Below are 22,672 nucleotides of genomic sequence, written 5' to 3' on the forward strand. Positions count from 1 at the left end.
GGTTAATATGTCAGACGTACTACTTTTTGGAGAAGCAATGGCACTCTTTGTTGCGGATGAAGTCGGATCACTTGTTGATGTCAATAAATACACACGTACAATTGCGGGTGCAGAAGTTAATGTTGCGGTTGGTTTGTCTCGATTGGGACATGATGTAACCTATCTTACCCGACTGGGTAATGATTCGTTAGGGAAATACATCACCAACTTTCTTGTTCAAGAAGGCATCGATATTCGTAACATTAGCTATGATTCAGTGTATCGAACTGGGATTCAACTCAAGAACAAAGTAGAGAAAGGCGATGCTTATGCGCCTTATTTCCGAAAAGGAAGTGCTGCATCACAAATTGATGCAAGCATTGTAGATACGATTGACTTTAGCCAATTTAAATTAATCCATGTGACTGGTATTGCACTTGCAATTTCTCCTTCATTTCGCGAATTGTCCTTCGCAATTGTAAGACAAGCCAGAGACCGTGGTATTACAATTTCTTTTGACCCAAACTTGCGTCCGAAATTATGGGATACGCAAGCAGAAATGATTGCAACCATCAATGAAATGGCGACATACGCCGATATTATTTTGCCAGGTATTTCCGAAGGTCAAATACTTACAGGGGAACAAACGGAATCTGAAATTGCTGCATTTTATCACCATCGCGGTGTTCGCGATGTTGTGATCAAGATTGGTGATCAGGGGTCGTATGTTTCTGGACAAAACATTGAGAAAGTCGTTCCTGGTTTTAAAGTTGATACAATCGTCGATACTGTTGGTGCTGGTGATGGTTTTGCTGCTGGCCTCATCAGTGGTATTATCGAAAAGCTTTCTTTAGAAGAAGCAGTGAAGCGTGCCAATGCAATCGGAGCAATTCAAGTAACGCATTGGAGTGACAATGAAGGACTCCCGACTCACGAAGAGCTTATAGCTTTTATGGATTCAAAAAGTCAGAGGTGTGCTTAATGGAATATCTAACATTAAATAATGGTGTGCGTGTTCCCATGGTTGGTTTCGGTACATGGAAACTCAACAACGAAACCGTGATACCTGCATTACTGGATGCATTTGCACTTGGATATCGCCATATTGATACAGCGAGTTACTATGGAAATGAAAAGGGAATTGGTGAAGCCATTGTTCGCAGTGGACTTGATCGCTCGGAGCTCTTTATTACGACAAAATGTTGGAGTGACGATAAGGGATATGACCAAACACTTGCTGCATTCGATCGGTCGCTTGAATTATTGGGTTTGGAGTTCATTGATTTGTATTTAATTCACTGGCCAACAGACAAAGATGACGAAACATGGCGTGCACTTGAAACGTTGTACCGTAGCGGTAAGGTACGTGCAATTGGTGTATCCAATTTTGAGGAACGTCATTTCGAGCGTCTTTCGAAGTATGCACAAATCCCACCGATGATCAATCAGATAGAACGCCATCCGCTGCAAAATCGCAATGCATTGATTGCCTATTGCAACGCTCACAATATCGCAGTATCAGCATGGAGTCCACTTGCACGCGCAGCGATGTTAACAGAACCCCAATTGGTAAAAATAGCTACAAAACATGGAGTATCCGCTTCTCAAGTAATCCTGCGTTGGCACCTTCAAGCCGGAGTGGCAACATTTCCCAAATCATCAAATACGCAACGCATCCAAGAGAACATTAGTATCTTTGATTTTGAGTTGTCTGACGAAGAAGTATTATTGATTGATAGTTTAAGTATCGGAAAGCGCGTCGGGAATTATCCTGAAAACTACGACAGCAAAAACTGGTAATACTTACTCCTTAATTGCATCAACTAATCAAACTTCTTCAACACATTTAATAATAAATCTTCGCAGACAATTGAAATGGAGATTGATGATTAAATTGTTACTTGAACCATAACAATTTGGTCACAGCGAAAAGAGCACACATAATCGGTGCTCTTTTTTGCTTTAGAATTCGGCGCTTCCAGGAGTGCGCGGATAGGCGATAACATCGCGAATGTTCTCCATTCCCGTAATATAGCGAAGCAAGCGTTCAATGCCGATACCAAACCCACTGTGCTGACACGTTCCAAAGCGACGCGTATCAAGATACCATTGATAGGTATCCAAATCTAAACCGCACTCAAGAATACGTTGTTTTAAGACATCGTGTCGTGACTCTCGTTCACTAGCACCCACAACTTCACCAATTTTCGGAAATAAAAGATCTGTTGCTCCCACAGTTTTCTGGTCATCATTCACAAGCATATAGAATGCCTTCTGCTCTTTGGGATAATCCGTTACAAATACGGGCTTCTTATAAATGACATCGGTAAGGAAATGTTCGTGTTCAGAAAGCAAGCCACCTTCCCATGTCGTAGGAACTTTGAAGCAATCCGCATGTTCTTCCAAGCGTGAAATCGCTTCTGTATACGTGATGCGCGCATAGGGTTCTTGCACTGTAGCATGAAGTTTCTCGAGAACACCTTTCTCAATGAATGTATCAAAGAACACCATTTCATCAGGAGCATGTTTCAGAGTAAACGTGATAATATATTTGGTCATCGCTTCAATAATATCCATCATTTCTTCAAGACCTACAAAAGCCATTTCAGGTTCCACTTGCCAAAACTCTGCGACGTGACGAGAGGTGTTTGATTTCTCGGCGCGAAAGGAAGGTCCAAATGTATAAACGTTTCGGAATCCGGTGATGAATGGTTCAAGGTTGAGCTGTCCTGTTACACTCAGATATGCAGTTTTCTTAAAGAAGTCATCTGCAAAATGTTGATGATCCTTTTCTGGATTTAGTGTTGTAATGCGGAACACTTCGCCACCACCTTCCGCATCAGTGGTCGTAATTGCGGGTGCTTGAATGTAAACAAAATCATGGTCATAAAGAAAGTTTTGAATGGCACGCGTCAGAATCGAGCGGGTTCGAAAAACTGCGTTAAATGTGTTAGTACGCGCTCTAAGGTGGGGTATCGTTCGCAAATATTCAAAGCTGTGTCTTTTTTTTTGAAGTGGGAAATCGTCATCCGCAATGCCTTCAACCCATAAATCTTTGACATGTATCTCCATGTGATGTTTGCCATCTAACCCCGTTTTAAGGATACCTGTGAGTCGAACGCATGAACCGAGTGTCAAAGTGTCAACGACTTGGGACAATGCGCTGGTGTTGTCTACAACACATTGAGTCGTAGACAGCTGCGTTCCATCATGGAGTTCAAAGAAACTCACATTCTTTGATTTTCGAATGGTACGAATCCATCCTGCTGTGTGAACGGTATCTTGATCGTGTCCACTGTGTTGTATTGCCTTGAGTGTTTGTACTTTCATAATGTCCTCCTTGTACAAAAAAACAGCATCTATCCACAAGGGACGAAAATGCTGCTTTCCGCGGTACCACCCAAATTATCATGTTGATCACTCTACGATTCTATCAAATCGTGCACGTTGGTAACGGTTGTGCCAGCCCGATTATCCCTACTCTGTTCAGGATAACAACTCAAAGGGGTTACCTTTATAGACTTACTTAATGATCTCACACCATCTATCATCTCGCTTGAAGCAGTTTCTATGAAGACATATCCTTCTCAATGTTTTTATATTTGATGCCATTATACATGGCAATTATGAAAAGTGCAAGCTACCTCTGTGAAAGAAGTGTCACGATTGTGACGAAGGGTGCGTGCTATAATTAAAGCACAAGGGGATATTGTATGAAAAAAATAGTACTGTATGGTGATAGTATTGCTGCAGGAAGCTGGCGTGGTAGTGCTTCAGACATGCTCGACAAGAAAATCGTTCATGAAATGAAATTACAAGGATTATCGGACTATGAAATTGTTAATTTGGGTGTGCCAGGCGCTTCAACAACGTCTGCACTTGAAAATGTTGCGAAGGCAGTTTCTGAACATCCCGATATTCTCGTTCTCAATGTTGGAATTAATGATGCAATTAGCATACTCAATAATATTTCAGAGTATGCTACAAACATCAATGCGATACTCGAAGCGTTTCCTACAAGCCAGATTATTGTTCTAGGACCTTCCTATGTCGATGATTTAAAGAAACCGCAAGCAATCCAAGCAATTATACTTGAATACAATAAAGCAATTGCTCAAGTTGCCATTGACAACCAATGTCACTTTATTGATATTTATGAACTTGAAACTCGTGAAGGCAATCCCAACATCTTCCTTCAAGAAGATGGCTTGCATCCTTCAGAATTTGGTTATGAAATGATTGCAAATCGCATTGTCGCTACCATCGCTACACTATAAAACAAATCGCCCCAACTTAAGTGAGGGCGATTTTTATTACGTATAAGAATTATTCACTTCTGAGTGCTTCAACAGGATCCTTCTTAGCGGCAGCGGAAGATGGGAATAAGCCAGAAAGGAAGGCAAGCATCATACTGATGAGAATAAGAATTGCTGCAGCTTGCAGTGGTAATTGGGCAATATTTGCTATGCCGAATTCATTCAAGACAATAATATTGGCAAAGAAACTTAAGATATAAGTGACACCGATTCCCAGTGCTCCAGCAATAAAGCCGATAATCAGGGTTTCTGAGTTAAAGACACGACGGATATCACGTTTACTTGCACCAATGGCACGAAGAATTCCGATTTCCTTTTTACGTTCCAATACGGAAACATACGTGATAACACCGATCATGATGGATGAAACCACAAGTGAAATTGCAACAAACGCAATGAGTGCATAACTAATTGTATCAACGATATCGGTAACAGAGGACATCATGGTTCCCACTAAATCACTGTAGCGAATGATTTTGTCTTCTGCGCCACCTGCTTCCATTTTCTCATTATAATCTGCAAGAAATTGAACAACATTATCTTTTGTCGTGAAGTCTTTAGGGAAGATACTAATTTGTGATGGGATATTGACATCAGCGTATCCTAATTTTTGCAGCGTCGATTCATAACTTGCAACTTGAGGGTTCATAATTGTACTCAATAAATCGAGGATATCATCTTCTTCAACATTAAACTTAAATGCATTAGCAAGTGCATCAGTGTCGATAGAAATTGAATTTTGCAGTTGTTGTGGTAACTGTGAAACAACCGATCCTACTTGAGTTTCAATTTGACCTTGAACAGAGGTCATGAGTTGGGTCATATATGTTTGCATAATTGATTGCATGTATTCAGATACAGCATCGTTTACTTGCTCATCAATATTTGCATCGCCAATAATTTGTGTTAATTGATTTTGAAGGTCTGTTTGAATCTCAGGTCGGTTTAGATACTCGATGAAATTCTGCAATATCTGTGCGGGGTCAGTGATACCGCCGGCAGCTTGCTCAGCAAGGAAACGTTGTAGGGTATCTGTAAATATTTGCCCAATATCTTCTGAGGGTACATTAATTTGACCCGCGATTGAGGAAGAAATTTCTGCAAAATCAATGGCTGGGAATGCGACTTCACTCACATCGATGGTAAATCCAGAGAAGTCGAGGCTAATATTTGAGGGATCAATGTTGAACGCATTGCGAATTGCATCTTCATCGACCGTAATTAAATCTGCAAACTTGAAACCATCCGATTCGTTGTCGACTGAATCTTCGCTAAACAGCTTACCAGTCAAGACGTTTGTTTCCGGCTTGGCTAACTGTTGTTTCACAATTTCAGTTTGTGAGGCTTGGTTCATAAGATAATGGGTGAGTTCTGGTGTATAGTTAACACCAGATGAAAGGGATGATGTCGTAACATCTTCACTTTGTTGGACAATTCCAACAATTTTAAGGGTCAAACCATCTTTGATAACATTCATCATATGCGCATCGTTGTCAGATTTGTCGACCCATACATTGTATGTGGTATCGTAAACAAACTGCGATCCCGGATTAATGACTTTAAGTTTTGATGTGTAGATGGTATCGAAGTCCAAGGAAGTATTTCCTTCATTTGTTTCCACTGTTTCACTTGGGTTGTTCACAAAGGTATCGAGCATTGTCCGAAGTTCATTGCGATCTTTAATACCTAATGAATACAGTGTTAAATCAGAAACACTCCCATCGGGCATGAGAACAAGAACTGCTTCATCATAGTTCGTTGGCCAACGTCCAGATTTCACATCGAATTGATGTTCATAAATACTGATATCACCAGGGAGCTCATGAAAACTGCTCATGCCACCAGCGCCACCGCCGCCCATGATTGCGCTCATACCAGAACTGCTTCCAAGTCCAAACTCATTCAAGATTGCATCAGGATTAACCTGTTCAATCGAATCTTTTGTTGCTTCAAGGTAAATCTGTGGTTTCAAATTATATTTGTACTGAATGTTTCTTGTATAGGGATCAATGATGCTACGGTTCGCTTCAATATATGCTTTTAGGGATTGCAGGTCATTACTGTTTTGGTAGGTAAACATGGATTCAAAGATGTTTTGAACACCAATATCTCCGCCATCCTTATCTTTAGTACGACCCATCGATGGATCACCCAAAAAACTGGTAATATCAACACCGGACGCTTGGATGGTAAGAGGGTAGTTACTCATGGTTTCTTCTTCAATGGTCCCAATATAGGCGTTGATTCCTCCAGCAAGGGCTAGAATTGCTGCAATTCCAATGATACCAATGGAACCCGCAAGTGCTGTAACAAAGGTTCGCCCTTTCTTTGTCATAAGATTACTCAAAGATAAAGAGATAGCCGTAAAGAATGACATACCGACTTTGGTAGGTGCATCTGCTTGTTTGGCAAAGTCTTCATCGATATTCAAAGGATTGGTATCCCCGATAACATGTCCATCTTTAAGTTCAATGATGCGTGTCGCATAACGGTCTGCTAAGTCAGGATTATGGGTAACCATGATAACGAGACGATCTTTAGCAATTTCAGTGAGCAACTGCATGACTTGTTCGCTAGTTTGACTGTCCAATGCTCCAGTAGGCTCATCGGCTAAAAGAATTTCGGGATTGTTTATAAGGGCACGTGCAATTGCAACACGCTGCATTTGCCCACCGCTTAATTGGCTTGGGAGTTTGCGCACATGATCCTTGAGACCAACTTCTGCCAATGCAGATAGGGCTCGTTTTCGGCGTTCAGACTTTGACACGCCACTCAGTGTTAATGCTAACTCAACATTCGCAAGAATTGTTTGGTGAGGGATGAGATTATAGCTTTGGAATACGAAACCAATCCGATTGTTGCGATAACTATCCCAGTCAGAGTCCTTATATTTCTTTGTGGAGATGCCATCAATTTCAAGGTCGCCAGAATCGTAATGGTCAAGACCACCAATGATGTTGAGCATTGTTGTTTTTCCTGAACCAGACGTTCCGAGAATTGCAGCAAACTCATTGTCACGAAAGGCGACCGACACATCGTCCAAGGCAACCTGCGTGAAATCGTGAGTTTTATACGATTTTCTAATTTTGGTGAGTTTTAACATGGTATCGTTTCCTTTCAAAGGTAAATCAGTCATAAAATAGCTGTTGTATCATTCGTATAGTATAACAATACATTATGAATGGTGTTATTACAACGGAAGCGAATGAACGTTTGGCGATATTTTGTAGTACTGTCGTTCTCCATTCTAATGTATTCGCATACATTATTGCAGAGTCGTGAATAATAATGAAGTTTTCACGACTGGTAGGAGATATCATAAGATTCAATGAATATGCGCTGTGGATATAAAGAAGTTCCCATCACTGAATGGCAATCAAGCAGTGAGAGGAACTTAAGTGTATGTTCTGAAATTTACGCCGATATGGCAGTTATAACCGGGTAATGTTACCAAACCTTGCGCACGATCTTAGAAAGTGGGTAACGCCATATCCTGTAATGATAATTCCCAACACAATAACGATTGCATTTATAAACATAGAAATCTCCTTTGATCGTATTATAGACGGCGCATATCGTCAACGATGCTGAATCTGCGACTTTGCCAAATACCGACGATTGTGTTGATAATGACAATAACGAGTACAAGCAACCAAGAGATAAACATGGCTCCGAAATCAAATTGAAAGTGGAATGTATTGCGACGAGTGAGAGAATTGAGCACAAATACAAAGGAATACGAAGCGATAGCACCCAACACGGATCCAATTACAATTGGTTTGGTCATAATCATAATGGACTCCATTTGTAACATTTTTCCAACTTCCTTTTGTGTCATCCCAATCGAGCGTAGCGCAGCAAGCTCTTTGCGACGTGCATTGATGCTGGATACGGTTACGCTCACCATGTTGAGAATACATGCAAATGAAATGAATCCAAGAATGAAGTAAAGCACAGTTTGTATAGTCGATTTTACCAAACGCATCTGAGCTTGTTGCACATCATAGTTATAAACGTAGAACTGAGCATCAGAATCTTCGATGGCAATTTGTGTCTTGATGCTATCACTTGAGTGGACAAATATTTTGACGTTTTCAAACGAGCCACCGCGCTTGTTCATTTCAGTGAACGACTGGTAGCGCATGTAATCCATGATAGCAGTGTCTTGAATAATGAGAACTGCTTGTGGACTATGGGAGTATCGATTGTCTGGCACAATATCTGTAGGTATCGGTTCATAAACGATTGCATCAAGGATGAATTCTTTTCCATCGCTATATACAGGCATATTTTTATCTTCATCCCAATAACTTTCACTAACATAAAGGGATTTAAGATTATCACTATCGTAAACGGGTCCTTTATAATGACTTTCTCCTTTGTCGCTATAAACCATGCCATCATATCCGTTGAAAAGTATCCCTGAGTCATACGATTGCGCATGAACCCCATATTCTTTTGCCAAGGCATTGTAGCGGTCCTCAGAAACTGCGATAATTGACGAATAAATAGTACGATAAGGGTCAGATTCGTTGGCAGCCTGAAATGTCGTTGCGAGGGTGAGGGGATTTTTCTGCTTGTCTGTGAATGAGCCATTAAAAATTGTTTGGACTTCATAGTAATCATACGTTTGACCACTTGATTTCAGGACATTGAGAAGTGCTGTAACATTTTCTTGATAGAATTCATACGGTCTCTCTTCGTCCAATTCCCAAAACCGCGAACTGATTTCAAGATTATAGGGTGTAACTCCCAGACCATCGACAGTTTGAAACCCAATTTTCACAAAGGACATCAGAGAAATAAAAATAACAATGCTGATACTCAAGGATGTTTGAATACCTTTAAATCGGGCACGGTCGGCTTGAACATATTTATCTGCAAGCGAGGTCACAGCAGATTTATGAAGACGTGCAAGTATGTGTGGTTTTGTACGTTTTTTTTTCTTCTTGTGAACACTTTGTCGGACCGATTCAACAGATGTCATCTTAAAGAGTCGTGAGATTGAACGGTTTAGGGGAAAAGCAATAATAACTGATGAGAGCAGAAATACAATAACAATACCAATAAGTGGCATTTCTGCTGAGAAGCCAAAACTTAAGCTACCGTTAAAGAGTGTCTCAGCAAGTGCGATTTGATGGTTGAGATACGATGCCATTCCCCAGGCAATACCATAACCAATTACGAGCCCAAGTGTAATTCCAGCCAAACCAAGAACATAGCCTTCAATCAAAATTGTTGCGCGTAGCTGTTTGCGTGTTGCGCCAATACTGCGAATAATACCATATGAGTAGGTTCGCTTCTCAACTGCGCTCGCAAAAGCATTGTAAATAAGTGAGAACGTCGCAATTGAAAGAATAGCAATAAGCACAAGCGCTGCGCCCCCAAAAATGAGTTTTGTCGTTGGGAAGGCAAACTGCATTCCAAGCACGGAGTTCAACTCTGTATTGTAGTAGACGTAAGGGTTATATTCTCCATCACTTGCTTTGACAAAACCTTTGTCTGTAAGTTCTTGTGTTATGGACTCAATATTCTGTGTTCCTTCGCGATATTTGATAGCAATCGATGATGCCTGTGTTAGATCATCAAGGTAATAATGGGGTTGCAAACGCCATTCAGAAATCCCAACCACAGTAAGCAAGGGACCAGGAGTTATGGTTTCATCAGTGAGTTCACCATCCCTACTGGTCGTGTAACGATGAATTGTGCTATTGAATGTGTCACCGATATTAACATCACCAGAGAGATAGTCTTTGGGGTAAATCATTTCACCAGGTTTCGTGGGGATGCGCCCTTCAATAAGAAAGTCCTCATAGGTCGCGATCTCTTGAAATGAAAGAGGCTCCAGAGAAAACATATTATCTGCTTGCATTCCACTAATCGCAAAGGATTCTTCACCAACTTCTATGGTAGCGCCATCGCCCATTGCTGAATAAGCATCGACACGATCACCCAAAGCCTCAAGGAGTGCAGGGACATCTTCTACCTCATAAAACGACACGTTTTCTTGAGTAGAACCATAAACAATATCTGCCTCATACTCCTTAAAAACACCAAATAAGAGGGAAACAACCATTGTTGTCATTGCCACAGACAGTGCAATACTTACAATGGTCATGAATGACGATTGTTTGTCAGCAGTTACATTCTTTAATCCAAGTTTTCTGAGAATCTTCATGCCAAGACCTCATCGCGAACGATTTTACCGTCTTCGATGTGGATGATACGCTCGGCCTGCATGGCGATATTTTCGTCATGTGTAATAAGGATTATTGTTTGTTGATAGTCGCGATGCGAAGCCTTCAGCATATCGACAATCTCTTGAGAATTTGTTTGATCAAGGTTCCCTGTGGGCTCATCGGCAAGTAATAAAGATGGGCGGTTCATAAGTGCTCGAGCAATGGATACGCGTTGTTGTTGCCCACCCGATAATTGACTGGGAAGATGGCTTACGCGGTCAATCAGATTTAAACGCGTGATTAATTCTTGATAATAATTCGTATCGATGGGTGCCTGATCCAGTAAAACTGGAAGTTTGATATTGTCTTCAATGTTGAGTATGGGGATGAGATTGTAGAATTGGTAAACAAGTCCAATATGACGGCGTCTAAAAATTGTCAATTTCTCTTCATCAAATGCATCAACAGCCATACCATCAATGGTAATAAATCCAGATGTTGCTTTATCAACACAACCTATCATGTGGAGCAGTGTAGATTTTCCACTTCCACTGGGTCCCATGATGGCAACAAATTCGCCTTTGTTTACAGTGAAAGAAACATCATCCAAAGCACGGACCTCGTTTTTGCCTTGCTTGTAGACTTTTGATAAATTCATAACATTTAAAATTTCCATGTGAATCACCTCTAATCTTAGTATAGCCTATGTATATTATAAAAATATTACGGTTGTGTCATAATCAAAAAACGCCAGACACACGGTGTCCGACGTAATATCAGAGTCGTTTCATATCTTCGATGATACTAAATCTTCGACTGCGACGTGTTGTGATGATCATGTTAAGGAGAACTGAAGCAATCATAATCACCCATGCCATCAAAATTGCATTGAAATCGAGTACAAAGATTGCTTGAGAACTAATCATCAAGGTGCGGTGAAGCACATAAGTAATTGCGATACCGATTAAGGTTCCAAGGAGTAGTGGGGCAATGAGGGTCAGTACTGCTTCCCATCGCAACATGCGTTTCAGCTCATTTTTAGAGAATCCGATAGAGCGAAGTGCCGCCAATTCAGAGCGGCGTGAATTAAGCGTTGTATAATTTATGTTATATAAGTTAATCATGCAAACAAGGGTGATAAATGTGACAATACTGTATACAGCAACATATAAAGTGTCGCTTAGCATTTGGTAACTTTTTTGGAGTGAATCAAGGTTTCCGACTCCGTAATCAAGTGAGTGTAAAGCAGTGGTTGTTTCTAAGGGATTCATCGTATTGACGAAGGCACGGATTTGTTTGAATCCATAGAGATCATTGATCTGCGCATTTACTGGATATAAATTATTCAAAAGATCTTCGGTAGCACTTTCTCGTACAAGCAAAGTAGGGATAGGTCGTGATGAGACTTCATTGATATAAACTGGCATGGTGCCAATGACACCATCAAGATAAAATGTGAGCCCACGTTCAAAGTAGCGTTGGTTGGTTTCTGAATGTGTGTATCCGACGCCAACGTTGACTTGGTCAAGGTTGCTTGCATTTAAAATTTCACCACGGTAATTTCCATATTGTCCGCTTGTTTCCATTAAAACACCAGAATATCCATTCACAAGAATTGCGGATTGCGGATTCTTGTTCGAACTCAGATTGTTATCTTTTAACACCTGATCGTAAAATCCATCCGAAAGTGCGTAAACAGAATAATTCATAAGTGGCTCGTCAAATTCGTCAACCCAATTATAAACTCTTTTAAAATCGTGATGCATGGGTATTTGGTTTAAATTCATGTCTGTGATGATAGCTTCAAAATGTGCGGCAGACTCAAGATAGTCAGCATCAAGTTGATTGTCGGTGAGTGTAGTCTGTATGGATTGTTTAAAATTGTCTAAATCTTCGTCATTGTTATAGGAGGATACTTCTATATTGTAAGGGAGACGCCCAAACGTATTGTAAGTTTTCGAGAAAATGGATACGAGTGATGTAAGTGTGATGAAGACAACAATACAGAGTGTTAAAGCGATTTGTGTCCCACGGTATTTATGACGATCGCGACGCGTGTAAAGTTCGGCAAAGCGAAGGGGGTTGGAACGTGTTCGTTTTGCAAAACGACGTGGGCGCTGACGCTTGTGTAGATTGCGATGATTTTTCAATGTCTCTAAAGATGTTTTACTAAAAAGTTTGCGTATGGCTAAATTTAACGGGATTCGCGTTGTGAAAAAAGTAATTACAGCAATAATTAAGATGCTTTGCCATGATAGGGTTACGCCAAAAGAAATGATAAAGGGGTCCGGGTTAAACGTTGCTGCAAATGCAATTTGTGTATTTACATAATTTACAATAAGGTGTGCAATGAGCGTTCCAACACTTAAACCAAGGAGAAGGGCGACACACATTATAAGATTTCCTTCCGTTCGTATCATTGAACGGAGTTGCCGTTTTGTTGCACCAATGCTTCGAAGTAATCCATATGTGTTATACCGTTTATCAATCGCTGACTTAAAGGAATTGTAGATAAGCATAAACGTTGAAAGTGTCAAAACTAAAAGTACCAATACACCGGCGATAATAATAACAGTATCCAAATTATCCGAAGTATTGGGGATTAACCCTAAGGCACGGTTCAAGGAAAAATTACTATCAAAACCGCTAAATAAGGTGTTTGCATTGGGCATTGAATAAACTTTTTCAAAAAGTGGTAGCAACGAATCAACCGTTGCAGATACTTTAATCTTCACATCACTCGCGAAAGCAGGTTGATCAATAAGATAGATTGAAGTGTACCCGAAGTATCCTGAATTATTGATGTAACCAACTACAGTCACCGATTCACTTGGTTCAATAGTCTCTTCATATCGAATTTCGGTATTGAGAATGGTTCCAATTGAATATTGATGGGCATAGTCCTCAGATAAGAGAACTTCATTTCGATTTAATGGCATGCGTCCTTCAGCCAATGTAAACAAAGGTTTCCCTTTGTCTTGTGGCGCTTGGAAGTGGCGTTCGTATTCGGGGTTAATACCCAATAAACTAATGAGTTCATGATTCTCATCTTGATTACGAATATAGCGTCTGCTTTCAACTGGTGCGTATGAGTCTACGTTTTCATGACCGACAAAATTGAGAAGTACATTAATATCAGTAACATTGAAAAATTGAATGTTATCTTGTCTAAACGAGTTTACTACTTGATCTTTAAACCCTTTTATGGCGCTTTGGGTAAGGGCAACGACCATTGTCGTCATTGCAACTGATAAAGAAATACTAAGAATCGTCATAAAAAGTGAACGACGATCGCTAAAACTGTGTTTGAATCCAAGTTTGGTTAGGATGCTCACAAGATAACCTCATCACGCGTAATCCGGCCATCTTCAATATGAATAATCCGATCTGCTTGCATAGCAATGTTTTCATCATGTGTGATAAGCATGATTGTTTGCTTGTCCTCACGATGTGACGCTTTCAACATCTCGAGTATTTCCTGAGAGTTTGCCTGATCTAAGTTGCCTGTTGGTTCATCAGCAAGTAGCAGAGATGGACGATTCATTAATGCTCGTGCAATCGATACTCTTTGCTGTTGCCCCCCTGACAGCTGACTTGGAAGGTGTGTAAGTCGGTCTTTGAGATTCAGACGGGTAACCAAGTCTTGGTAGTAATCGATATCGATCGGGGCTTGGTCAAGAAGTATGGGTAGTTTAATATTATCTTCAATATTGAGTATGGGAATAAGGTTATAAAATTGGTAGACAAGACCAATGTGACGTCGTCTAAAAATCGTCAGTTTTTCTTCGTCAAAAGCATCAACAGCCAGCCCATCAATCGTGATGTATCCAGAACTTGCAGTATCAACACAACCAATCATATGAAGCAGTGTTGATTTGCCACTTCCACTGGGTCCCATAATTGCGACAAACTCTCCTTTGTTTACTTTAAAAGAGACATCATCCAATGCCTTGACTTCGTGTTTCCCTTGTTTGTAGATTTTCGACAGATTCATGACATTAAGAATTTCCATGGTATCACCTCGTACCCTTAGTATAGAGAATCATGCATTCGTAAGTTCTTACGGTTGTGTCATATTTTGAAAGCGGAAGACAAATGTGTTTTCACCATCCACATACAAACGCCCCCTTGTTGATTCATTATCTCGCGTGCGAGGGATAGGCCGATACCAACACTCTCAGGATGCTTATTTGCACCACTGTAAAATCGTTCGAAGATTTTTTCGCGTTGAGAAATAGGGATAGCATCACCATCGTCGGAAATTCGAACTTCGGTAAAGAGGCCAATGCGTTGCGTTGTAATGGTAATGGTAGTCTTTGCATAGCGCAATTTATTACTCAATATGTTCTGGAATGCTTCCATTGTTTTATTTGGATCACAGAGTACAGCGTGGTTGGTGATGCTTGTATTCAATAAAAGATTGCTATTGTGTGCCAAGGGTTTGAATGTTTCTATTATCTCAAAAAGGTAGGGATCAAGTGGTGTAGGTCTCATATTAAAGTCCATGGTATGAGCATCCAACTGAACTAACTTCAAAAGCGACTTTACTAAGGAATCAAGGCGTGATATTTGGATGCGACTGTTTTGAACAAGCTCATCCTCTTGATTTTGTAATTCATTGAGAATCGATAATGAGGTGATGGGTGTCTTGAGTTGGTGAGAAATATCTTCCAAAGATTTATTGAGAAAGGCTTTTTGTGACACGAGTGCATCATTCATTGTTTTTTGATTGATGGTCGTCTTGTTGAGTTCGGCGTGAAGGATCGCGAGTTCACCCTCTACATATGCATCCAAATCATACGTATAGTCGCCACGATTGAGCGTCTTTAAATAGAAAGTCAATGATTCAATACGCCTAAGTTGATTGTGCAGGAAGATAAAGACAAGGATTAATGTCCCGGCAAAGGCAAGTCCAAGACTTAGCCATTCATAGTTCATTTTAAACAACAAAAAACACAACCCAAAAAGCAGTAAGAGTTGTATGAAAAGATTCTTTATTTTACGGTCGCGTATTATTTTCATAGATGAAGAATGTATCCTTTGCCATGGACTGTTTTGATTTCAATCTGAGTCCCCATTTTCTCACGTAAACGTTTGATATTGACCGATAAGGCATTGTCGGTAATGTAGGTATCATTTTCCCAGAGAATTTTATTCAATGCATCACGCAATACAAGCTCACCACGATGCTTGAAAAGTACAAGGAGTAGGCGGTACTCTTGAACGCTGAGTTGAACTTCGTTATTGTCAACGCGAACCGTCGCAGCATTCACGTCAATCGTGAGAGAACCGTATGCAAGCAGTCCAGAATTTGAACGCTTTGTGATTGCAAGAATGCGTCGTTTAAGTTCGGCCAATCGAAAAGGTTTTGTAATGTAGTCATCAGCACCCAAATCAAATCCTCGTAAAAGACTTGCTTCGTCATCTTGGGCTGTCAAAAAAATAATGGGTGCATTGGATACGCATCGAACCTGTTGGCATACTTGAAAACCATCCCCATCGGGAAGCCCAACATCAAGGATAAAGAGATCGAATGTGTTATCGAGGCATCGTTCCGCCTCTTGCATGGAAAACGCGACAGTTACGTGCCAACTGTCGAGTTCTAAAAATTTTCGCAACCCATAGACAATGGTTGGGTCATCTTCCACCAGTAAGATTTTCATAACTCTATTATACATGACTTTGAGACTGAATAAATGAGGATTTTGTCATATTTGCGCGTGTCTTTCACACAAGAGTGTTACACTTGGAATGGATCAGAGAGATGATATAATAACACCATTATTGAGTTTGCGAGGGAGAAAAACTATGTCAAAACATCGCATCGGATATGCTTGTATACCCATGTCAATTCCATATCGAACTACACGACGTATGAATCTTAAAGATTTCAATACACAAGGGTTCATTGAAAAGACAGGTGAAAATATCAATGACTTGTTGAAAATCTTGGAATGGAATCATTCACAAGGAATCACCATGTTTCGGATTAGTTCCGATATTATTCCATTTGGTTCCCACCCTATCAATACCCTTGCTTGGGATGAAATGTTTGAAGATGTGTTGTCACAATGTGGAGAATTTGTAAAGCAATCAGGGATGCGTGTATCCATGCATCCTGGGCAATATACCGTTTTAAATTCACCGGATGAGGGTGTTGTTGAACGGAGTATTGCTGATTTGGAATACCACTGTCGTTTTCTGGATGCTTTAGGTATCGATGATACCCATAAACTAATCCTCCATGTAGGGGGTGTTTATGGTGATAAAGAAGCAGCGATGAAACGGTTTATTGCAAATTATCCGCGCCTTTCGCAACGTGTACAATCCCGTCTTATTTTGGAAAATGATGAGCGTAGCTACACAATCGCAGAAGTACTCGATCTTTGTCGTGCTGTACAAATGCCAGCTGTCTTTGATAATTTGCACGATGCCATTAATCCATCCTCACTCCAGTTAGAAGAAGTACTATCGCAAGTGCGCCAAACATGGAAGCCTCAAGATGGTCCGGTAAAATTTCATTATTCTGATCAAGACCCCAACAAACAACGTGGAGCCCATTCGCAAACCATTGATACGCGCTCCTTTCTTGCTTATATGAAAACTGTAGATTCCTTTGATTGTGACATCATGCTTGAAGTTAAGGATAAGGAGCTATCAGTTCTGAAATTGAATCCGCTCCTGAGGGAACAGCGTGTTCACGAGCGAACTTCATTATGGGCTCGGTATAAATACCGTATAATGGAAACCGGTTATGCGAACTATAAACGATGTTCGGCTATGATAAACGATGGTACACCTCTTGATGAGATTGTTATTTTTATGGATGCGTGTCTTGAATTGCCGTTTGATGCAGGAAGTTTCCGCAATACAGCCGATCATGTCTATGGCTATGTCCGTAAACAAGTTAGTGATCGCGAAAAACAACAATATATGCTGCTTGTTGAGGATGTAAGTACGAATGCCGTTAAAATCAAGAAGTTACTTTCAAAACTAATGTATAAATATGATGAGAAGTATGTCCTTGATTCAGTGTACTTTGCCTATACAGATGTATATTCTTGAACTGTGTTTACAAAGACAGCCAATAGTATGGTAAAATAACTAATGAAGTTTTTAGAGGAGTAAGTGTACTATGAATGTAGAAGATTTCGATTTTTATCTCCCAGAGTCATTAATCGCTCAAACACCTGCCGCAAAACGCAGTGAATCGCGATTGCTTGTAGTCGACGGAATGCATGTTGAAGACAAACATTTCTATAATATTGTGGATTATCTTAACGATGGTGACGTTCTTGTTGTTAACAACACACGGGTAATTGCTGCTCGCTTGTTTGGTGAAAAGCCAGAAACGGGTGCTCATGTTGAATTGTTAATTCTTAAATTCGAAGACAAAACAGCAGAGTGTTTAGTTGGAAATGCCAAAGTGGTTAAAGTTGGAACAGAACTTAGCTTTGGTGAAGGGAAACTTAAGGCAATTTGTACTAAAGTTGGGGAAGAAGGAATTCGTTTCTTTGACCTAGAGTACGAGGGAATATTCTTAGAAATATTGGATGAATTGGGACAGATGCCACTCCCTCCATATATTCACGAACGTCTCGAAGATAAGGAACGCTATCAAACTGTTTATTCTAAAGTTGAAGGAAGTGCAGCAGCACCGACTGCGGGATTACACTTTACACCGGAAATTCTTGCCCAGCTTGAAGCAAAAGGTGTGACCATAGTTCCCATCACCCTTCATGTTGGACTGGGAACGTTCCGTCCTGTGAAAGTAGATAACATTCTTGAACATACAATGCACTCTGAAGAGTATTTTATGAGTCAAGAAACAGCGGATATCTTAAATGGTGCTAAAGAAGCAGGCCGACGCATTGTTGCTGTTGGAACGACTTCAGTACGAACATTGGAGACAATTATGACCGAACATGGTAAATTTGTTGCCGATCATAATGATAGCAAAATATTTATTTATCCAGGATATGAGTGGAAAGCAGTGGATGCAATCATTACAAACTTCCATTTACCCAAGTCAACCCTTATAATGTTAGTAAGCGCATTTGCAGGGAAAGAAGAAATTGAACATGCATACAAACATGCAGTCGATAAAGAATACCGATTCTTCTCGTTTGGAGACAGTATGTTTTTATCGCATAAGAAATAAAGGAGACAAGTATGGAACAAAAATATAAAGATCGCATACGCACTGTATTTCTGATTATTGGAATTCATTTGATCATATCTGTCATCTTTTTATTGGCAAATGGTGTTGGGCATCCCCTCTTGCGTTATGTAAAAGGATTCCCAGTTATCGTCCAAGTGTTGATAACAAGCATCTTTGCATTTCTAGTTTACGCGATTCCCGGATACCTTTTGGTTATCTCGAAATCAGATCGTAAGAATTTAATTAAAAATATAGACTTTGCAGTCGTGGTTCTCGGAGTCATTCTCCTCGCCGTATTTGTGGGTGTCTTTATTTATAGTTATGTTGTCTATCAAAAATCACCGTGGATATTCTACAGCATGCTTAATCCAATGTTTGGAAGTGTCTTGTATGAGAGTGCGGTTGTGCGAAGTTATGAAACACTCTTTTGGATTGTTTCGGCAGTGATTCCTGGGATGGGAATTTTATTTGGAATGTTTATTCGTTTGAAACAAGAAGGGGTTGTTGAATCGTGAAGCGTCATTGGACCGCATTATTTGTAGTTATTGCTGCAGGTATAATTTATAACCTTATGGAACGGTTTGTTCCTGTAGGGTGGGGATGGTTGTTAACATTTACATGGATGGTCATTTTATTGGTGTTGGGATACTTCTTATCACCCAATTCAAAACGAAACAATCGTTGGTTGGGAAAAGTCATTCTTTCCATCATTATTGTTTTAATCTTTGGTTATCGCCTGGATCTCTTTGCTGCTACAGAGTTTCGCAGTATGTTGAGTCTTGTTGGTTTAACCGGAAATTTTCTCGATTTGATCTTAATCTATTGTGGTTGGGCATTTTTCCAAGTCTAAAAGAGTCGAAAGACTCTTTTTTAGTGTATAATTAGGGAAATGAGGTAACGAAGATGAGATTGAAAAAGGACGCAAAGTTTGTATTCATAGGTGATGATACCCTTGCAGGATCACACTTTATTTCCCATATCAAAAAACAAGTTCCCAATCGTGAGATTATCAACAAATCCATGGCTGGAGATACGATGATGTCTCTGTTGGCGCGTATTGAGAGTGATGCGTTGGATGAAAAACCAGAGGTCTTGGTTATCATGATTGGTAGCAATGATATTTGGGAGAATCGTCATGATGTTATGCTTGGAACACTAGGGTCGATGCTTAACTTTGAAGATATGTATCGGTCAATGTTGCGTAAAGTTGAGGCACTTGATCCGCAACGCGTTATCCTTATTGAGCCTTTCTATGTGTCCTATCCTTCGTTGTATGATAATTTGCGTTATGATGCTTCAGACAAAATGTTTGTAGTTCGTAAACTTGCACGTGAATTTGGTTACAATTTTGTTGGTGCCGATGGTGTTTTAAACAGTGCTGCAATTAATACGCATCCTCGCAGCATTGTGAAACCGCGCGGACTTCAAGTCAGATCGAAGGGACAAATATTAATAGCAGAAGAAGTCATTAAACTATTTAGAGAATGGAGTATTGTATGATTGTATCAGGAAAAATTAGTGTTAAAGCAATATTGAAAGAGCGTAAGCGTGATATCAAGGCAGTGTATATCTTGGATAAACATCGTGATCGCGAAGCCCGTTATGTAGAGGGAATTGCGGAAGGTTTGAAAATTGTCAGACTTGATCGCCCAGCGATGGATGAATTGGCTGGAAATACCAGTCATGGTGGCTATCTTGTTGATTGTGGTGTTCGTAACAGCGAGGCTGTAACCACACTTAAAAAAGGTGACTTGTCACTCATGTGCATTGAAGGCGTTACCGATCCCTTTAATCTTGGCGAAATTTGTCGCACAATCGCTTCTTTAGGGTTTGATGGAATTATTACACCGAATTACGATTTTTATGAACACGAAGCCAAGCTGATTCGTGCGAGCGCGGGTGCAAGTGAATCGTTATGGTGGTGTAAATCAGACGACTTAGCGGCCGATATTGCAGCAATTCAAAACACAAAAACAACCATTGTCGCTGCACACCGTGGCGATGATAGTTTATCCCTAATCGATTATAAAATGCCAAAGCGTATTTGCATTTGTTTGGGTGGTGCATTACGAGGGTTATCAAGTAGTGTACTGGCACTGAGTGATGTCAATGTACGCATTGATTACGATGCGCGTGTATCCTTGAGTTCTGTTGGAGCAACATCTGTTTTTGCATACGAAAGATACCGTCAGAAAGGACGTCGATAATATGAAGTTAGCACTTGTTCAATTACGCGTAAAATCAAACAATACCAAGAGTAATCTTGCCCAAATGCAATCATTTATTGATTTGCATCGTGATGCAGCCGATATTATCGTATTTCCTGAAATGAGTGTGGGTGGTTACATGATTGGTGATCGCTATGAAAATGAAGACGCAATGAACGAGTTACTTGCTTTAAACGAGACATTGCGAGCAATGAGTAAAGGGACCGCGCTTATTTGGGGTAATGTGCAACGTTTGGATGATCAACTCTTCAATGCTGCATACTTCGCTATTGATGGTGAATGGGCAACTCGAGATTCTGGAACGGATGCAGGTTTTTATCTTAAACACTTGTTGCCAAACTATGGTTTTTTTGATGATCGTCGTTATTTTGAGGCCGGTCAAGGAAACTTTGAACCGTTTAATTATAAGGGTGAAAAAGTATCCATTCAAATTTGCGAAGACTTATGGGATATGGGCCACGCGTTTTCTCCAACACAGAAAATGCTGGCATACAACCCCGATGTTGTAATTAATATTTCGGCATCTCCTTGGGTAAAGCAAAAAGAAGCCATGCGATTGAACAACATACGTCGTCAAAAATCATCGGTACCGTTTGTTTATGTAAATAATACCGGGATGCAAAATAGTGGAAAGAATGTTGTGCTCTTTGATGGAGGGTCACTTGTGGTTCATAATGACATAGTTTACCATCTGAGTGATACATTTGAAGAGACATCGGCAGTTGTGGATATTCATAATTTCCCTGCACAGGCATCAATTTGTGACAAGAAACTCTACAATGCCCTAATTCATGCAATTCGCTACTTTGATGAAGAAACGCTAGCATACGGTCCAAAATGGATTGTGGGTGTTTCCGGTGGATTGGATAGTAGTGTCACTATTGCACTTCTTACACAAGCCCTTGGAAAAGAACGCATTCTAGGTGTAACGATGCCAAGTAAATTTACGCGCGACATTACAAAAAACAATGCCTACCATCTCAGTGAGAAGTTGGGATTTGAATTCAAAGAAATCCCAATTGGCGAAATGGTAGATGCTACTGTTAATAGTTTGAGTTATGGAGACTATAATACTGTTGAAGGGTTAAGTTACGAAAACATCCAAGCACGACTTCGTGGACATACGCTAATGAGTGTTTCAAGTCTTGTGAACGGTGTTGTATCTAACAATGGCAATAAAATTGAAGTTGCCTTGGGTTATGCAACCTTATATGGGGATGCTATTGGCGCGTTGGCAATTTTGGGAGACCTCACTAAAATGGAAGTGGGAACCGTCGCCCGTGAACTCAATGAAATTTTAAAGGATGAAGTTGTACCTGCTAACCTTATTCCCAGTGATGAGGAAACTCATGTTGAATGGGGATTTGCACCGAGCGCTGAACTTGCGGCCGATCAATTTGATCCCATGAAATGGGGATATCATGATCGAATCATCCAACATCTCATGACAGATTCTCTCGAAGCACTTCTTACATCCTATTTGGATGGAACAATTTATCATACCCCAATTGGTAAATATCTATTGGGTTACGGATTCGATAATCCAGAGGCCTTCGTTCGTGATATTCAATGGGTTGTGCGCACAATGAATACGGCAGTTTATAAGCGGATTCAAATGCCGCCAATTGTCTCAATTAGCGATCATGCGTATGGACTTGCATACCGTGAGAGTCAAATGCCTTTACACTATACTGAAAACCAAGAGGCGCTGTTTGCGGCAATTCTTGCAATGTAAATCTGAAACTCATACAGTCACGTATGAGTTTTGTTTATAGTGTATGTTGTCTTGGTTGGCTAATACATTTGTGA

18 protein-coding genes and 1 other annotated feature are annotated in these 22,672 nt (G+C 40.3%); of the genes, 10 read left to right on the plus strand and 8 right to left on the minus strand.

Annotation, left to right across the window (positions count from 1 at the left end; translation table 11 throughout):
- The first annotated feature begins 7 nt into the window (after positions 1-7).
- On the plus strand, positions 8-961 hold the full coding sequence (locus G7062_RS02900) for a sugar kinase (protein WP_166064427.1): 954 nt from the start codon (positions 8-10) through the stop codon (positions 959-961).
- Complete coding sequence (locus G7062_RS02905; protein WP_166064428.1) at positions 961-1,779, plus strand: aldo/keto reductase; 819 nt, start codon at positions 961-963, stop codon at positions 1,777-1,779. The genes G7062_RS02900 and G7062_RS02905 overlap by 1 nt, the downstream gene beginning before the upstream one ends.
- Before the next feature lie 162 nt (positions 1,780-1,941).
- On the opposite strand, the gene asnS is transcribed toward G7062_RS02905, so the two are convergent.
- The gene (asnS, locus tag G7062_RS02910; RefSeq protein ID WP_166064429.1) at positions 1,942-3,309 is read right to left on the minus strand and encodes an asparagine--tRNA ligase; all 1,368 of its coding nucleotides are present in this window, start codon (positions 3,307-3,309) and stop codon (positions 1,942-1,944) included.
- Between the two features lie 35 nt (positions 3,310-3,344).
- Positions 3,345-3,579: a binding site (T-box leader), on the minus strand.
- 113 nt (positions 3,580-3,692) lie between these two features.
- Between asnS and G7062_RS02915 the strand changes: the two genes are divergently transcribed.
- Complete coding sequence (locus G7062_RS02915) at positions 3,693-4,256, plus strand: SGNH/GDSL hydrolase family protein (RefSeq protein WP_166064430.1); 564 nt, start codon at positions 3,693-3,695, stop codon at positions 4,254-4,256.
- Positions 4,257-4,305: 49 nt separating this feature from the next.
- On the opposite strand, the gene G7062_RS02920 is transcribed toward G7062_RS02915, so the two are convergent.
- The 7 genes from G7062_RS02920 to G7062_RS02950 form a co-directional block, all read right to left on the minus strand.
- A complete protein-coding gene (locus G7062_RS02920; protein WP_166064431.1) occupies positions 4,306-7,398 on the minus strand; it encodes an ABC transporter ATP-binding protein/permease in 3,093 nt (1,030 codons plus the stop codon).
- A gap of 456 nt (positions 7,399-7,854) precedes the next feature.
- Positions 7,855-10,473 carry an ABC transporter permease gene (locus G7062_RS02925; RefSeq protein WP_166064433.1) on the minus strand — a complete coding sequence of 873 codons (2,619 nt, stop codon included), beginning with the start codon at positions 10,471-10,473 and terminating at the stop codon, positions 7,855-7,857.
- Complete coding sequence (locus tag G7062_RS02930; protein WP_166064434.1) at positions 10,470-11,150, minus strand: ABC transporter ATP-binding protein; 681 nt, start codon at positions 11,148-11,150, stop codon at positions 10,470-10,472. Before G7062_RS02930 ends, G7062_RS02925 begins: the two co-directional genes overlap by 4 nt.
- Before the next feature lie 100 nt (positions 11,151-11,250).
- Positions 11,251-13,809, minus strand: coding sequence for an ABC transporter permease (locus tag G7062_RS02935; protein WP_166064435.1), 2,559 nt, complete (start codon positions 13,807-13,809; stop codon positions 11,251-11,253).
- Positions 13,806-14,486, minus strand: a complete 681-nt coding sequence (locus tag G7062_RS02940; RefSeq protein ID WP_166064436.1) for an ABC transporter ATP-binding protein — start codon at positions 14,484-14,486, stop codon at positions 13,806-13,808. Before G7062_RS02940 ends, G7062_RS02935 begins: the two co-directional genes overlap by 4 nt.
- Positions 14,487-14,545: 59 nt before the next feature.
- Positions 14,546-15,496 carry a HAMP domain-containing sensor histidine kinase gene (locus tag G7062_RS02945; RefSeq protein WP_166064437.1) on the minus strand — a complete coding sequence of 317 codons (951 nt, stop codon included), beginning with the start codon at positions 15,494-15,496 and terminating at the stop codon, positions 14,546-14,548.
- The gene (locus G7062_RS02950; RefSeq protein ID WP_166064438.1) at positions 15,493-16,137 is read right to left on the minus strand and encodes a response regulator transcription factor; all 645 of its coding nucleotides are present in this window, start codon (positions 16,135-16,137) and stop codon (positions 15,493-15,495) included. The genes G7062_RS02945 and G7062_RS02950 overlap by 4 nt, the downstream gene beginning before the upstream one ends.
- 145 nt (positions 16,138-16,282) lie before the next feature.
- On the opposite strand from G7062_RS02950, the gene uvsE reads away from it, so the two are divergent.
- From uvsE to nadE, 7 genes are all read left to right on the plus strand, one after another.
- Positions 16,283-17,539 (plus strand): UV DNA damage repair endonuclease UvsE, encoded by a 1,257-nt coding sequence (gene uvsE / locus G7062_RS02955; RefSeq protein WP_166064439.1) that lies wholly within the window; start codon positions 16,283-16,285, stop codon positions 17,537-17,539.
- Positions 17,540-17,609: 70 nt separating this feature from the next.
- Positions 17,610-18,635: a tRNA preQ1(34) S-adenosylmethionine ribosyltransferase-isomerase QueA gene (gene queA, locus G7062_RS02960; protein ID WP_166064440.1), complete on the plus strand. Its 1,026-nt coding sequence runs from the start codon at positions 17,610-17,612 to the stop codon at positions 18,633-18,635.
- Between the two features lie 11 nt (positions 18,636-18,646).
- Positions 18,647-19,150 carry a hypothetical protein gene (locus G7062_RS02965; protein WP_166064441.1) on the plus strand — a complete coding sequence of 168 codons (504 nt, stop codon included), beginning with the start codon at positions 18,647-18,649 and terminating at the stop codon, positions 19,148-19,150.
- A complete protein-coding gene (locus tag G7062_RS02970) occupies positions 19,147-19,485 on the plus strand; it encodes a hypothetical protein (protein WP_166064442.1) in 339 nt (112 codons plus the stop codon). Before G7062_RS02965 ends, G7062_RS02970 begins: the two co-directional genes overlap by 4 nt.
- A gap of 53 nt (positions 19,486-19,538) precedes the next feature.
- Positions 19,539-20,135, plus strand: a complete 597-nt coding sequence (locus tag G7062_RS02975) for a GDSL-type esterase/lipase family protein (RefSeq protein WP_166064443.1) — start codon at positions 19,539-19,541, stop codon at positions 20,133-20,135.
- On the plus strand, positions 20,132-20,842 hold the full coding sequence (locus G7062_RS02980) for an RNA methyltransferase (protein ID WP_166064444.1): 711 nt from the start codon (positions 20,132-20,134) through the stop codon (positions 20,840-20,842). Before G7062_RS02975 ends, G7062_RS02980 begins: the two co-directional genes overlap by 4 nt.
- 1 nt (position 20,843) lies before the next feature.
- Positions 20,844-22,598 carry an NAD(+) synthase gene (nadE, locus tag G7062_RS02985; RefSeq protein WP_166064445.1) on the plus strand — a complete coding sequence of 585 codons (1,755 nt, stop codon included), beginning with the start codon at positions 20,844-20,846 and terminating at the stop codon, positions 22,596-22,598.
- The last annotated feature ends 74 nt before the right edge of the window (positions 22,599-22,672 follow it).

It is taken from the genome of Erysipelothrix sp. HDW6C (assembly GCF_011299615.1).
In the GTDB taxonomy this organism is placed as follows: Bacteria; Bacillota_I; Bacilli_A; order Erysipelotrichales; family Erysipelotrichaceae; genus Erysipelothrix.

Bases quoted from the DNA above. Each gene is read 5' to 3' on its own strand.
- G7062_RS02975 (WP_166064443.1), top strand. From the start codon at position 19,539: ATGAGATTGAAAAAGGACGCAAAGTTTGTATTCATAGGTGATGATACC.
- G7062_RS02925 (WP_166064433.1), bottom strand. From the start codon at position 10,473: ATGAAGATTCTCAGAAAACTTGGATTAAAGAATGTAACTGCTGACAAA.
- G7062_RS02915 (WP_166064430.1), top strand. From the start codon at position 3,693: ATGAAAAAAATAGTACTGTATGGTGATAGTATTGCTGCAGGAAGCTGG.
- uvsE (WP_166064439.1), top strand. From the start codon at position 16,283: ATGTCAAAACATCGCATCGGATATGCTTGTATACCCATGTCAATTCCA.
- asnS (WP_166064429.1), bottom strand. From the start codon at position 3,309: ATGAAAGTACAAACACTCAAGGCAATACAACACAGTGGACACGATCAA.
- nadE (WP_166064445.1), top strand. From the start codon at position 20,844: ATGAAGTTAGCACTTGTTCAATTACGCGTAAAATCAAACAATACCAAG.
- G7062_RS02920 (WP_166064431.1), bottom strand. From the start codon at position 7,398: ATGTTAAAACTCACCAAAATTAGAAAATCGTATAAAACTCACGATTTC.
- G7062_RS02940 (WP_166064436.1), bottom strand. From the start codon at position 14,486: ATGGAAATTCTTAATGTCATGAATCTGTCGAAAATCTACAAACAAGGG.
- G7062_RS02945 (WP_166064437.1), bottom strand. From the start codon at position 15,496: ATGAAAATAATACGCGACCGTAAAATAAAGAATCTTTTCATACAACTC.
- G7062_RS02965 (WP_166064441.1), top strand. From the start codon at position 18,647: ATGGAACAAAAATATAAAGATCGCATACGCACTGTATTTCTGATTATT.
- queA (WP_166064440.1), top strand. From the start codon at position 17,610: ATGAATGTAGAAGATTTCGATTTTTATCTCCCAGAGTCATTAATCGCT.
- G7062_RS02930 (WP_166064434.1), bottom strand. From the start codon at position 11,150: ATGGAAATTTTAAATGTTATGAATTTATCAAAAGTCTACAAGCAAGGC.
- G7062_RS02950 (WP_166064438.1), bottom strand. From the start codon at position 16,137: ATGAAAATCTTACTGGTGGAAGATGACCCAACCATTGTCTATGGGTTG.
- G7062_RS02905 (WP_166064428.1), top strand. From the start codon at position 961: ATGGAATATCTAACATTAAATAATGGTGTGCGTGTTCCCATGGTTGGT.
- G7062_RS02980 (WP_166064444.1), top strand. From the start codon at position 20,132: ATGATTGTATCAGGAAAAATTAGTGTTAAAGCAATATTGAAAGAGCGT.
- G7062_RS02900 (WP_166064427.1), top strand. From the start codon at position 8: ATGTCAGACGTACTACTTTTTGGAGAAGCAATGGCACTCTTTGTTGCG.